Origin of the sequence: Streptomyces sp. NPDC093260, from assembly GCF_040683715.1 — a bacterium.
GTDB classification, from domain to species: Bacteria; Actinomycetota; Actinomycetes; order Streptomycetales; family Streptomycetaceae; genus Streptomyces; species Streptomyces sennicomposti.
Window position 1 is genome coordinate 196,526 of record NZ_JBFBEK010000012.1, and the last position, 12,284, is coordinate 208,809.

At 73.9% G+C, this 12,284-nt stretch carries 10 protein-coding genes; 3 read left to right on the forward strand and 7 right to left on the reverse strand.

Annotated elements, in window-relative coordinates:
• Positions 1 to 27: 27 nt before the first annotated feature.
• Both AB0N63_RS17825 and AB0N63_RS17830 read right to left on the reverse strand, forming a co-directional pair.
• Positions 28 to 1,398, reverse strand: coding sequence for an amidase family protein (locus AB0N63_RS17825; protein ID WP_365529920.1), 1,371 nt, complete (start codon positions 1,396 to 1,398; stop codon positions 28 to 30).
• A gap of 338 nt (positions 1,399 to 1,736) precedes the next feature.
• A complete protein-coding gene (locus AB0N63_RS17830; RefSeq protein WP_365529921.1) occupies positions 1,737 to 3,158 on the reverse strand; it encodes a lipase maturation factor family protein in 1,422 nt (473 codons plus the stop codon).
• 166 nt (positions 3,159 to 3,324) lie between these two features.
• Here AB0N63_RS17830 and AB0N63_RS17835 point away from each other — a divergent pair, with 166 nt between their 5' ends.
• Together AB0N63_RS17835 and AB0N63_RS17840 are read left to right on the forward strand one after the other, a co-directional pair.
• Positions 3,325 to 5,412, forward strand: coding sequence for a SpoIIE family protein phosphatase (locus AB0N63_RS17835; protein ID WP_365529922.1), 2,088 nt, complete (start codon positions 3,325 to 3,327; stop codon positions 5,410 to 5,412).
• A 95-nt stretch (positions 5,413 to 5,507) separates the two neighbouring features.
• On the forward strand, positions 5,508 to 6,371 hold the full coding sequence (locus tag AB0N63_RS17840) for a DNA-formamidopyrimidine glycosylase family protein (RefSeq protein ID WP_365529923.1): 864 nt from the start codon (positions 5,508 to 5,510) through the stop codon (positions 6,369 to 6,371).
• A 63-nt stretch (positions 6,372 to 6,434) separates the two neighbouring features.
• Here AB0N63_RS17840 and AB0N63_RS17845 read toward each other — a convergent pair whose 3' ends face one another.
• The 3 genes from AB0N63_RS17845 to AB0N63_RS17855 all read right to left on the reverse strand — a co-directional run bounded on the left by AB0N63_RS17845 (position 6,435) and on the right by AB0N63_RS17855 (position 8,553).
• Entirely contained in the window at positions 6,435 to 7,094 is a 660-nt protein-coding gene (locus AB0N63_RS17845; RefSeq protein ID WP_365529924.1) for a zf-HC2 domain-containing protein, read from the reverse strand.
• Between the two features lie 248 nt (positions 7,095 to 7,342).
• The gene (locus tag AB0N63_RS17850; protein WP_365529925.1) at positions 7,343 to 7,858 is read right to left on the reverse strand and encodes a hypothetical protein; all 516 of its coding nucleotides are present in this window, start codon (positions 7,856 to 7,858) and stop codon (positions 7,343 to 7,345) included.
• A gap of 146 nt (positions 7,859 to 8,004) precedes the next feature.
• On the reverse strand, positions 8,005 to 8,553 hold the full coding sequence (locus AB0N63_RS17855; RefSeq protein WP_365529926.1) for a sigma-70 family RNA polymerase sigma factor: 549 nt from the start codon (positions 8,551 to 8,553) through the stop codon (positions 8,005 to 8,007).
• 332 nt (positions 8,554 to 8,885) lie between these two features.
• Between AB0N63_RS17855 and AB0N63_RS17860 the strand changes: the two genes are divergently transcribed.
• Entirely contained in the window at positions 8,886 to 10,046 is a 1,161-nt protein-coding gene (locus AB0N63_RS17860; RefSeq protein WP_365529927.1) for a CapA family protein, read from the forward strand.
• A 115-nt stretch (positions 10,047 to 10,161) separates the two neighbouring features.
• On the opposite strand, the gene AB0N63_RS17865 is transcribed toward AB0N63_RS17860, so the two are convergent.
• Entirely contained in the window at positions 10,162 to 11,598 is a 1,437-nt protein-coding gene (locus tag AB0N63_RS17865) for an amino acid permease (RefSeq protein ID WP_365529928.1), read from the reverse strand.
• Between the two features lie 123 nt (positions 11,599 to 11,721).
• On the reverse strand, positions 11,722 to 12,201 hold the full coding sequence (locus AB0N63_RS17870; RefSeq protein WP_365529929.1) for a universal stress protein: 480 nt from the start codon (positions 12,199 to 12,201) through the stop codon (positions 11,722 to 11,724).
• Between the last annotated feature and the right edge of the window lie 83 nt (positions 12,202 to 12,284).

Genomic DNA, 12,284 nt, shown 5'->3' on the forward strand with positions numbered 1-12,284 from the left:
GGACCTCTGAGCCGACCGCCGTACGCGTCAAGCGGTGCGCGACTCGCCCCGTTCCCGGGCCGGTTCGGCGGTCCTGCGCCACGGCCGCAGCTCCTCGATCCGCTGTGCGACGTCCAGCAGCACCGCCTCGGAGCCGGGGCGCGCCACCAACTGCACGGCGCACGGCGCCCCCGAGGGCAGCGTGCCGAACGGGACCGCCATCGCCGGCCAGCCCGTCAGGTTCCACGGCGGCGTCATCGGTGAGTAGGCGGTGTCGGCCAGCACATTGCGCAGCCAGCCCCGCTCGTGCCACGGCCCGGCCTTCGGGGAGCGGCGGGCGAGCGCCGGGGTGAGCAGCACGTCGTGCTCGGCGAAGAACGGCTCCAGCCGCCCGCGCAGTTGTTCCCGTGCGGTGCCGGTGCGCACGCCGGACAGGAACCGCCGCCCGACGGCCGCGTGCACCCGGGTGCGCCGGGCCAGCCGGCGCGGGTCCAGGCCCGCGGCGTCCACGGCGGTGCCGGCCGTCCAGTGCCGCAGGGCGGTCAGCCCCAGCGAGAGCGGATACGGCGGGTCGGCGCGCCGCACGCGGAGACCGGCCCCGGCCAGCAACCGGGCCGCGTCCCGGACGGCGACGGCGTACGGTCTGCTCACCGCGGTCCCGGCGAGCGGGCTGCGCACGGACACCGCGACGCCGGGTGAGCCGTCCCCGCCGCCGCGCGGGAACCCGGCCCCGGCCAGCACGGACAGCATCACCCGCGCGTCCTCGACCGTGGTGGCCAGCGGCCCGTTCTCCGACATGCCGAACCAGTCGCCCTCACCGATGCCCGCGGGCACCACCCCGTACCCCGGTTTGATCGTCACCAGGCCGCAGTTGGCGGCCGGGATGCGCAGCGAGCCCATGCCGTCGTTGCCGAGCGCGATCGGCGTCATCCCGGCGGCCACCGCGGCCGCGCTGCCGCCGGAGGAGCCGCCCGCCGTGCGCGCGGGGTCCCACGGGTTGCGGGCGGTGCCGAACACGCCCTCGGTGGTACCGAAGACGCACAGCTCGGGCACATTGGTCAGCCCGACGACCACCGCGCCCGCCGCCCGCAGCCGGGCCACGGTCACATGGTCCGTGGCGGCGGGCTCGTCGCTCGTCGCGGCCGTGCCGACGCGGACGGACTCGCCGCGCACCGCGAGGTTGTCCTTCACGGCCACCGGCACGCCCGCCAGCGGCAGTCCGCCGAGATCGGCGCGGGCCGCGACCGCGTCGGCCTCGGCGAGCGCCGCCTCGGCACGGACCGTGCGGAAGGCGCCGATCCGGCCGTCCAGCCGCTCGATCCGCGCCAGATGCCCGGCCACCACCTCGCGGGGCGTGGCCCGTCTCTCGCGTACGGCGGCGGCGATCTCGGCGGCGCTGCGGCCGGCCCAACTGGTCACGGGCGCTCCTCGGAACGGGACGGCGACCCCGCACCGGGGTCGTACTCGCGAGTAGGTAGGGAGAACTCTGCCCGGACTCGAGCCGTACGTCGAGGGGCCGGCCACTGCCGCAGGGGTTCACCCGCCGGTCGACTCCAGGTGGACGCGGGCGTCGACCGGCGGGGCAGACGGGGTGCACTCCTGGTGTGACGCCCCGCCCGGCCCGCGGACACCCCGTCCCGGCACCGCTACGTCAGCGCCTACTACCTGAGCACCGGGCACACCCAGAGCTACGTGTCCCACTGCTGACCGGCGGCCCACGAGCGGCGAGCGGGCGCCCGGCACCTGGGCGCGCCCGCTCAGCCAGTCCGCGACACCCGCTCCAGCCTGGTCGGCGGCAGGAACTCGCGGACGTACTCCCGGTGCCAGCAGGCGCCGCTCTCACGCAGCTCCCGCCAGGTGGTGTAGCGGTAGCGGAACAGACGTGCCCGCACATGGCGCGGCGGCGTGTCAGGCGGGAAGGGGGAGCGGCGCAGCAGCCGCAGGGTGGCGCGGTCGTTCTCCAGCAGGCGTTCCACCAGCGCCCCGAACCAGGCGCCGGCGTACGCCGGGGACAGCGCGGCGAACCACATCATCCAGTCCAGGCGCAGATGGTAGGGAGCGAACTGGCGCGGCCAGCGCCGAGGGTCACCCGGCTTGCCCTTGAACTCGTACGCCCGCCAGTCGGAGTCCTCACGCGGCACCTCGTCGAGCGTGCCCTCCACCACCACCTCGTAGCGGACCCGGCTGACGCTGCCGAACGCGCCGTAGGTGTTGACCAGGTGCAGCGGGTCGAAGGAGCGGTTCATGACCTGGCGGCGCGAGACCATGTTCACCACCGGCCGGTAACTCAGCACCACCACCAGCACGGCCACGGCGCAGACCACCACCTCGTACCACAGCGGCGCCGCCGCCGTGGAGGGCGGACGGACGGGGAAGCGCACCGCGGACAGCGCGAGCACGATCGTCAGCCAGTTCAGCCAGGCGAAGTTCCCCGACAGCACCAGCCACAGCTGGGTGAGGATCATCAGCGCCGCGCCGGCCGTCGCGATCGGCTGCGGGGTGAACAGCAGGAACGGCACCAGCAGCTGCGTGACGTGGTTGGCGGCCACCTCGACCTTGTGCAGCGGGCCGGGCAGATGGTGGAAGAACCAGCTCAGCGGGCCCGGCATCGGCTGGGTCTCGTGATGGTGGTGCAGACAGGTCAGCCTGCGCCAGCACTCGTCGCCGCGCAGCTTGATCAGCCCCGCGCCGAACTCGACCCGGAAGAGGATCCAGCGCAGCAGGAACAGCACGAGGACCGGCGGGGCGACCTCGTCGTTGCCGAGGAACACCGCGAGGAAGCCGGTCTCCAGCAGCAGCGACTCCCAGCCGAAGCCGTACCAGGTCTGCCCCACGTTCACGATCGACAGGTACAGCGCCCACGGCACCAGCCACAGCAGCATCCCGCCCCACAGCGGCAGCCATGCGTCCAGCCCCGCCAGCAGCGCCGCCGCCACCGCGCAGCCCGTCCACGCGACCGCCCCGAAGAGGGCGTCGGAGTAGTGCAGGTGGAACAGGCTCGGCGCCCGCCTGAACGGCACCCGCCGCACGAACCGGGGGATCGGCAGCATGCCCCGTTCGCCGAGCAGCGCCCGGTACTGGAGCGCCGCCGTCAGGAACGCCACCAGGTAGACCGCGGCCAGCGCCCGCTGGAACACCAGCCGGCTCAGCCAGTACTCGGGTGCGGTGAACCATCCCACGGTGTGCACTCCCTGGTGACGACGGTGCCGCCGGGCGCCGTGGACGTCGTCCGCGCCCGCCGCCCGGCCCGCGTGACACCGGTGTGTGAAGGCGGACACCGGTCACGGGCTCCGGCTACCCCGCTCCCCGCTCGAAGAATCAGGCAAATCCTGGCAAGGTGGCCCCATGGCTGAACGGGGAGCGCGCACCCTGTCACTCCCGGCCGACTGGCCCGCCAACCGGGATCCGATCCTCGCGCTGAACCGCATGGGCAGCTTCGACTGGGACCTGGACACCGGTCTGCTCAGCATGGACGCCCAGGCCTACGAGATCTTCGACGTCACCCCCGAGGAGTACGACGGCCACGCCGTGAGCCTGGCACCCCGCGTCCCCGGCGGCGAGGGCCAGCGCCTGGACGCCCTGGTCGCACGGGCGATCAAGGAGGGCCGCGAGAACTACGGCACCTACATCCGCCTGCGCCGCCGCGACGGCTCCCGGCGCTGGGTCTACACCCAGGGCTACATCCGCCGCGACGAGAGCGGCCGCCCCCGCCGGGTCTTCGGCATCATCCGGGACGCCACCGAGGAACTCGACGACATCGCCGGCCGTGGGGAGCGCGCGGCCCGCGAGGCCGCCCGCCGCGACCAGACCAACGTCGTCCAGATCACCACCGCCGCCCTCGCCCACGCGCACACCGTCCAGGACGTCATCGACATCGTCAAGGACACCCACGGGCTGCCCCTGCTCGGCTCCACCAGCCTCGTCCTCGGGCTGGTCGAGGCGGGCAGGATCCGGCTCGTCGCCGAGGGCCCCGAGGGCGCCTCCGTGCCCGGCACCCGCGTCACCCGCATCGACGAGCCGTACCCGATGAGCGAGGCCGTGCGCACCCTCAGCCCGCGCTTCATCGAGTCCGCCGAGGACTTCGCCGACCTCTACCCGATCCTGTGGCCGCACATCACCGGCCTGGACATCACCTCGGCCGCCTACCTCCCGCTGATCGCCCAGGGCCGCCCGATCGGCGGGATGGGCCTGCTCTACAGCGGCCGGCACGGTTTCACCACCGAGGAGCGCAACGTCCTCGTCGCCCTAGGCAGCAGCATCGCGCAGAGCCTGCAACGGGCCATGCTCTACGAACAGGAGAAGGACCTCGCCCAGGGCCTCCAGCAGGCCATGCTGCCGCGCACCATCCCGAGCGTCCCCGGCGCCGACGTCGCCGTGCGCTACCGCTCCGGCTACGCGGGCGGCTCCCTCGGCCGCGACATCGGCGGCGACTGGTACGACCTGATCCCGCTGCCCGGCGGCCGGGTCGGCGCCGTCATCGGCGACGTCCAGGGCCACGACACGCACGCCGCCGCCGTCATGGGCCAGCTGCGCATCGTGCTGCGCGCCTACGCCTCCGAGGGCCACGCCCCCGCCACCGTGATGGCCCGCGCCTCCATCTTCCTGCACGAACTCGACACCGACCGGTTCGCGACCTGCCTGTACGCGGAGGCCGACCTGTCCACCGGCGTCGTCCAGGTGGTCCGGGCCGGCCACATCGACCCGCTGGTCCGCCTGGACGACGGCACCTGCCGGCGCGTGGAGGTCGAGGGCGGCCTGCCGCTCGGCCTGTCCGCCGAGTTCGGCAGCCTGGAGTACCCGGTGTGCGCCATGGAGCTGGACCCCGGCCAGTCGCTCGTCCTGTGCACCGACGGCCTGGTGGAGCAGCCCGGCGCCGACCTGGACGACGGCATGCGCGCGCTGGCCGCCTCCGTCGCCACGGGTCCCGACGACGTACGCGAACTCGCCGACCGGCTGATCGCGCTGGCCGAGGCGCGCGGCGGCGACGACGACGTCGCCCTGCTGGTGCTGCGCCGCCGCGCCCTGACCGAGCGCCAGCCGGTCGGCCGGCTCCAGCAGCACGTGGCGCCCGGCGACCCCGAGGCCCTGATCCAGGCCCGGCACATGATCGGGGCGGCGGTCCGCTCCTGGGGCGCCCGGGAACGCTCCGACGAGATCGAACTCGTGGCCGACGAACTGATCACCAACGCCCTCATGCACACCGAGGGCGCGGCGGTCGTCACCCTGCGTGTGCTCAGCGGCACCGACCGGCGGCTGCGCGTCGAGGTGGAGGACTCCTCCAGCGCGCTCCCGCGCCGCCGCGAGCCGGGGGAGCAGGGCGTCTCGGGACGCGGGCTGCTGCTCGTGGACCGGCTCACCGACGTGTGGGGCGTGGAGGCGCGCGGCGGCGGCAAGTGCTTGTGGTGCGAGTTCGTGGTGCCGGAACGGGACTGACCGGCGGGGAGACCGCTCGTGGTCGGGCCGTCCCGCGTACGGGGGCCGGCGCCCGTGCCGGGCCGTTGTCGGCGCCGGGTGGCACTCTGGGAGGCATGCCGGAACTGCCCGAGGTGGAAGCGCTCAAGGACTTCCTCACCGAGAACCTGGTCGGCCACGAGATCGTCCGGGTGCTGCCCGTCGCCATCAGCGTCCTGAAGACGTACGACCCGCCGGTCACCGCCCTGGAGGGCCACGAGGTCACGGCGGTGCGCCGGCACGGGAAGTTCCTGGACCTGGAGACCGACGGCGGCCCGCATCTGGTCACCCACCTGGCCCGCGGCGGCTGGCTCCAGTGGAAGGACCGCCTCCCCGACGGCCCGCCCCGCGCCGGGAAGGGGCCGCTGGCGCTGCGCGTCGCCCTGGAGACCGGCGCCGGCTTCGACCTCACCGAGGCCGGTACCCAAAAACGCCTCGCCGTGTACGTCGTACGGGGCCCGCAGGAGGTGCCCGGAGTGGCCCGGCTCGGCCCCGACCCGCTGGCCGACGACTTCGACGAGGAGCGCTTCGCCCGCCTTCTCGCCGGGGAGCGGCGGCAGATCAAGGGCGCCCTGCGCGACCAGGGCCTGATCGCGGGCGTGGGGAACGCCTACAGCGACGAGATCCTGCACGCCGCGCGGATGTCCCCGTTCAAACTCACGGCGGCGTTGACCGAGGAGGAGGTCGCGGGTCTGTACGCGGCGCTGCGCACCACGCTCAGGGAGGCGGTCGAGCGGTCCCGAGGGGTCGCGGCCGGGCGGCTGAAGGCCGAGAAGAAGAGCGGCCTGCGCGTGCACGGCCGCACGGGCGAGCCGTGCCCGGTGTGCGGCGACACCATCCGTGAGGTCTCCTTCAGCGACTCCTCGCTCCAGTACTGCCCGACCTGCCAGACCGGCGGCCGACCGCTGGCCGACCGCAGACTCTCCCGGCTGCTCAAGTAGCCGGGACGGACGGGCAGCCGGGACGCACGCTCGCGGGACGGGCACACGCGGGACGGGCCGCGCTCAGGACGGGTCCAGCGTCACCAGATGCCGTCCGTCCGTGGTGCGCACCTCGAACCGGGCGATCTCCCCGGGCCGCAGCGCCGCGCCGCCCGTCATGGTGGCGGGGCGGGTCTGCCGGGAGCGGACCGTCCAGGTCGCCACCGTCTGCTCCGAGCCGTCGTGGCCGACCGCGACGAGCCGGCACGCGTGCGGCCCGGTCCCGTCCGCGACCCGCAGCCACACCTCGCTGCCCCAGGCCGCGTCCGCCGCCCTGACCTCGGCCCGCACCCCTGTCCGCGCGTCCGTCGCGGCCACCGCGACCGGCCCCGGGACGCTCCCGTGCTGCCGGGCGAGGGCCGTCGCCGCGGGACCGCCCACGGCGAGCACCGCACAGGCGGCCAGCGCGAACAGCGACCGCCGTCGGCCCACCCGCCGGCGCCGCGTCACCTCGCCGGCCAGCCGCTCCAGCAGCCGCGGCCCGGGCTGCGCCGTCGGATGCACGAATCGGGGCGTGGCGCGCCGGTACAGCAGCAACTGCCGCGCCGTGGGACCGAACTCGGTGACCTGCGCCGCGCACCTGGGGCACTGCGCGAGGTGGTCCTCGAAGCGGAAGGCGTCCGCCTCGTCCAGCACGCCGAGCGCGTACGCGCCGACGTCGCGATGCCGTTCCAGGGACCTCATGCCGAATCCTCGCGGTGGGTGCGGGCGGGGTTACTCCTTGCTCCCACCCGTACGCACCGCACAGCCGAATCACTCAAGCCACGCACCGAATCGTCGTCAAGAGATTCGGAGCGGCCGGGCCCGCGGATTGGTCCGGCTCGGAAAATGGCTTCCGAGCTGCGCCCCGGAGCCGGAAACGGAACCGTGCGCGCCACCCCGGCGCCCCCGCTCGGCCCCGCCGCGGGGCCGGTCCGGAGGCCGGGAAGAGGCTAGAAAAGGTGGATGGCGAGATGACCGAGAGGCAGCCCGAGCTGCCAGGCCGGCGTCCACACCTTCGGACCCTCGTCCTCGCCCACCGCGCCCGCGCCGTCCGGCACCGCGTCCAGGTCGGGCGCGAGCAGTTCCGTCTCCACCAGCCAGCGCCAGGCCGTCTCGGCCAGCGCCAGGTCCGGCGACCCGGCGCCGCGGGCGTGGACGTCGGCCGCCAGGGCGGCCAGCCGCTCGCACACCCAGTCCTGCCACGGCTGGTCGTACGCCGTCAGCGACAGCCAGGTCTCCAGCTGCGAGATCACCCGGATGCCGGACAGCTCGCCGCCGGTGTCGGACAGGAAGACGGTCAGCGCCAGCGCGTCCCGCCCCGCGCGGAACTCCACCGACGCCGGCGGCATCAGATCCCCGGTGCGCAGCAGTTCGTCGGCGATGTACTCGGCGTAGAACCAGGCCATGGGGACGGCCGAGGCGTCGCCGCCCTCGCCGTCCGTGCCCTCTTGACCTCTGTGCAGCATCCCTTCCTGCCTTCCTCCGGTGCGTGCGCGTCACCCGGCCCCGGCTCGTCGGGCCAGGCGCGTCCGGAACACGCCTGAGGACAGCCGATTACTCAACCGTGGTCCACAGCAAGGCGCTTTGCGAAGGCTTGACGCTGCCGCCGGTTTCACCGCAGGTCGGCCGCGTAGCCCGGCAGCATCCGGCGCAGGGCGCGCAACGCGTAGTACGCGCGGGATTTCACCGTACCGGGCGGAATGCCCAGGACCTCCGCGGCCTCCGCCACACTGGCCCCCTGGAAGTACACCAGCACCAGGACTTCACGGTGGCGCGGAGTGAGAGTCTTCACAGCCTCGCGCACGTCGAGCGTCGCGGCCGACCGTTCGGCGTGGTCGGCGATCACCCGGGCGCTCTCCAGCACGGCGTCCCCGACCTCCGGCGGCCTGGCCTGACGGGCCCGGCGCGCGTCGATGGCGAGCCGGCGCGCGACGGTCAGCAGCCAGGGGCGCACCGAGTCGAACGCGTCGGCGCGCAGCGCCTCCGGGTGCTGCCAGGCCCGTACGAGGGTCTCCTGCACCAGGTCCTCCGCGCGCTGCCGGTCGCCGTCGCACAGCCTCAGGAGCAGGGCGAACAGGGGCCGGCCGTGCTCGCGCTGGAGCGTTGCCAGCTCGTGCTCGGCGGTCGTGGGCACACGGGTGAGGGTGGTTCCGGCCGTCATGGCCGTATGGCACCGCAGCGGGCCGCACGGGGACAGGGGGCGGACACGGCTGTGCGACGGACGGTCGATGGCGTCGGCGAACGGTACGACGAACGGTCCGTCAGGCCCCGTGTCCTCGACCGGACGGGCTAACGGCCGCGGTCGCGCCGTTTGCGACGGCGGACGACTTCGTAGTCATTGTCTGTCTTGTCCGTCCATATGACCGACATCGCCCGCCCGTGGACCCCCGCCCGCGCCTTTCCGGGACCCGTCCGCACGGCTGTCCCGCCCCCGTCCGCACGACCGTCCCGGCGCACCGGCGCCCCGACGCACGCTCGCAGTGAGGTGAACCGATGATCGCACGCAGACACCAGGTGGCCCTGGCCGTGACGGCCCTCCTCGCCGCGGGCGCCGCCTGCCGGGCCGAACTCCTGGCGCGGGACGCCGCGCCGCCCCGGCCCGCCCCCGCGCCGCCCGGACCGCGCGCGGCCGCGGGAGCCTTCACGCTGCTGGCCTCCGGCTCCCTCCTCGTGGACGGCTCCGCCGCCGACCGGGCCGCCTTCGACGCGGGCGGCACGGGCCACGACTTCCGGCCGATGCTGGCGGACGTACGGCCCCTGGTCGCCGGCGCCGACCTGGCGCTGTGTCACCTGGACACCGTCCTGGGCGTGAGCGGCCTGCGGCAGAGCGGCCCGCCGACCCCGCCCGAACTGGCCGCGGGCCTGGCCGCGACCGGCTACGACGGCTGCGCTACCGCCTCCGAGCACACCCTGGACGGCGGCGGCGACGGCGTACGGAGCACCCTGGACGCCCTCGACCAGGCCCGTGTACGGCACGCCGGGTCGGCGCGCGCCGAGGCGGAGGCGCGCGGCGTCGCGCTGCTGGGCGCCGGCTCCGCCCTGGTCGCCCACCTGTCCTACAGCGACGGCACGGACCGGCCGTTCCCGCCCGGGCAGCCGTGGGCGCTGAACCTGGCCGACGCCGACCGGATCGTCGCCGACGCCCGTGCCGCCCGGAAGGTCGGCGCCGACGTGGTCGTCGTCTCCCTGGACTGGGGCACGCGCGGGCAGGACCGGCCCGACGCGCGCCAGCTGGACCTCGCCCGGCGGCTGACCGCCGCCCGCGACGGCGAACGCCCCGCCGTCGACCTGGTCCTCGGCGGCGGCGCCCACGCCCCGCAGCCCTACGAGAAGGTCAACGGCACCTGGGTGGTCTACGGCGCCGGCGACCAGATCGGGGGCGGCCCGGCCGACGCGCGCGGCACCGCCGGTCCAGGGGCCGGCGAGAGCACCCTCGCCCGCTTCACCTTCGCCCCGCCCACCCGGCCGGGCGGACGCTGGGAGGTGGTCCGCGCCGAGTTCGTCCCCACGCTGTACGACAGGGACGCCGGCCGGGTGGTGGACCTCGGCGAGGCCATCGCACGCGGCGCCGACCTGGAGGGCGTACGCGAGCGCATCCGCGCCACGGTCCTCGCCCGGGGCGCGGCGAAGGACGGACTGGTGATGGACCGCTGACGGCGCGTCGGCGGTACGGGGCGCGCGGCGCCGGTGCGGTGGGGGCCGGTCGGGCGGTGGCCGGTCCGGTGCGCGCGATCCCGTGGCGGCCGGTCCTACGGCGGCGTCCGGCCGGTCAGTCGCCGGTGCGGTCGGCGGACCGGGGGCGGGCCAGTGCCGACCGCTTGTACGAGTACCCGAAATAGATCACGCAGCCGATCAGGAACCACACCACGAACCGCAGCCACGTCTGCCACTGGAGGAACGTGATCAGCCAGATCGAGAAGACCACGCCGAGCGCCGGCACGAACGGCATCCACGGCGTGCGGAAGGCGCGCGGCAGCTCGGGCTGCCGGTAGCGCAGCACGATCACCGCGGCGCACACCACCACGAACGCCAGCAGGATGCCGATGTTGGTCAGCTCGGCCGCCTCCGCGATCGGCAGGAACCCGGCGATGAGCGCGGAGGCCACCCCGACGATCCAGGTCACCCGGGTCGGCACGTGCCGCGTGGGATGGGTCTTGGCGAACCAGCGGGGCAGCAGCCCGTCGCGCGACATCGCGAACCACACCCGGGTCACGCCCAGCATGAACGTGAACATCACCGTGAGGATGCCGATGATCGCGCCCACCGCGATCACGTCCGCCAGCCGGTTCAGCCCCACCGACTTGAAGGCGGTCGAGAAGCCGCTCTCCTTGTCGATGTCCTTGTAGTTCTGCATCCCGGTCAGCACCAGACAGGCCGCCACGTACAGCACCATCGCGATCACCAGCGAGTAGATGATCGCCCTCGGCATGTGCCGCTGTGCGTCCTTCGACTCCTCGGCCGCCGTGGACATGGCGTCGTAGCCGAACACCGCGAAGAACACGGTCGCCGCGCCCGTGAACGCCCCGCCGACGCCGTAGGGGAAGAACGGGTGGTAGTTGGCCGTGTTGATGTGGAAGACGCCGACGAGGATCACCACCAGCACCACGATCACCTTGAGCGCCACCACCACCGTCTCGAAGCGGGCGGCGCTGCGGATGCCGAGGGTCAGCAGCCAGGCGATGAGCAGACACAGGATCGCGGCGAACAGGTCGACCTTGTGCCCCGGCCCGGTCCCCGGCGCTCCCAGCATCCAGGCGGGCAGATGCGCGCCCATGTCCTCGACCAGGAAGCTGAAGTAGCCGGAGATGCCGATGGCGACCACCGCCACGATCGCCGTGTACTCCAGCAGCAGGTCCCAGCCGATGAACCAGCCGGCGAACTCGCCGAGCACCGCGTAGCCGTAGGTGTAGGCCGAGCCCGCCTTCGGGATCATGCCCGCGAACTCGGCGTAGGACAGGGCCGCCGCCGCGCTGGCGACGCCCGCGATGAGGAAGGACACCAGTACCGCCGGGCCCGCCGTGCCGTTGGCGACCGTGCCCGCCAGGGTGAAGATGCCCGCGCCGATGATGCCGCCGACGCCGATCGCGGTCAGCTGGAACAGACCGAGCGAACGTTCGAGCCGGGGTCCCTCGGCGGCTTCCGTCTCCTCGATGTGTTCGATGGGTTTACGGCGGAGGATTCCCTCACCCATCCGGAGTCCGGCCATGAGCCTCACCTCTTCGCAGACGGCAGTCGGCTGACGGCGGATCATGATGGCCCAGGGTCGACGGCCCCGGAAGACCCCGTACCGCCCGGACGCCGAGCGCGGCGGCCGGCCGGTCGCACCGGTCTACGGCACCACCGTCACCGGCCATCGTCCCGCCTTCACCAGACGGATCGCCACCGAGCCGATGATCCGATGACCCGCCTGCTCCGAGGCGCCGACGACCACCGCGTCCGCCTTCAGCTCGTCCGCCGCCTTCACCAGACCGTTGTACGGGTCCCCGCGGAAGGTGTGGAACTCCCAGCGCACGGCGAATATCCCCTTCAGCCGCTCGGCGGACTCCCGGATCTGCTGGACCAGATCCTCGGCGATCTCGTCGGTCGTGTCCGCCACCGGCGCCCCGAGCGCGGCCCCCGCCGTCATCACCGGCTGGACGTACACCAGAGCGAGCAACGCGCCCTGGCGCCGGGCCAGTCCGGCGGCGTACGCGGCAGCCCGCATCGAGGACTCCGAGCCGTCCACCCCGGCCACGATGACCTTCGGCCCGTCCGTGCCCCGTTCGAAACGGTGCTGCTGCCGCTCGTGCTCCTCGTGCTGTTCCGTCACGCCGCGAGGTTATCGGAAGGACGCCTTCCCGTTGAGGTCCGGGCGGCTCCGAAGTACGGGACCGGGGCCGAGCGGGCGGTTGT

What these genes read in the sequence shown, in the direction of transcription:
- AB0N63_RS17855 (WP_365529926.1), bottom strand. Translation starts at nt 8,553, where the DNA reads ATGACGGCCGGAACCACCCTCACCCGTGTGCCCACGACCGCCGAGCAC.
- AB0N63_RS17850 (WP_365529925.1), bottom strand. Translation starts at nt 7,858, where the DNA reads ATGCTGCACAGAGGTCAAGAGGGCACGGACGGCGAGGGCGGCGACGCC.
- AB0N63_RS17860 (WP_365529927.1), top strand. Translation starts at nt 8,886, where the DNA reads ATGATCGCACGCAGACACCAGGTGGCCCTGGCCGTGACGGCCCTCCTC.
- AB0N63_RS17835 (WP_365529922.1), top strand. Translation starts at nt 3,325, where the DNA reads ATGGCTGAACGGGGAGCGCGCACCCTGTCACTCCCGGCCGACTGGCCC.
- AB0N63_RS17865 (WP_365529928.1), bottom strand. Translation starts at nt 11,598, where the DNA reads ATGGCCGGACTCCGGATGGGTGAGGGAATCCTCCGCCGTAAACCCATC.
- AB0N63_RS17840 (WP_365529923.1), top strand. Translation starts at nt 5,508, where the DNA reads ATGCCGGAACTGCCCGAGGTGGAAGCGCTCAAGGACTTCCTCACCGAG.
- AB0N63_RS17845 (WP_365529924.1), bottom strand. Translation starts at nt 7,094, where the DNA reads ATGAGGTCCCTGGAACGGCATCGCGACGTCGGCGCGTACGCGCTCGGC.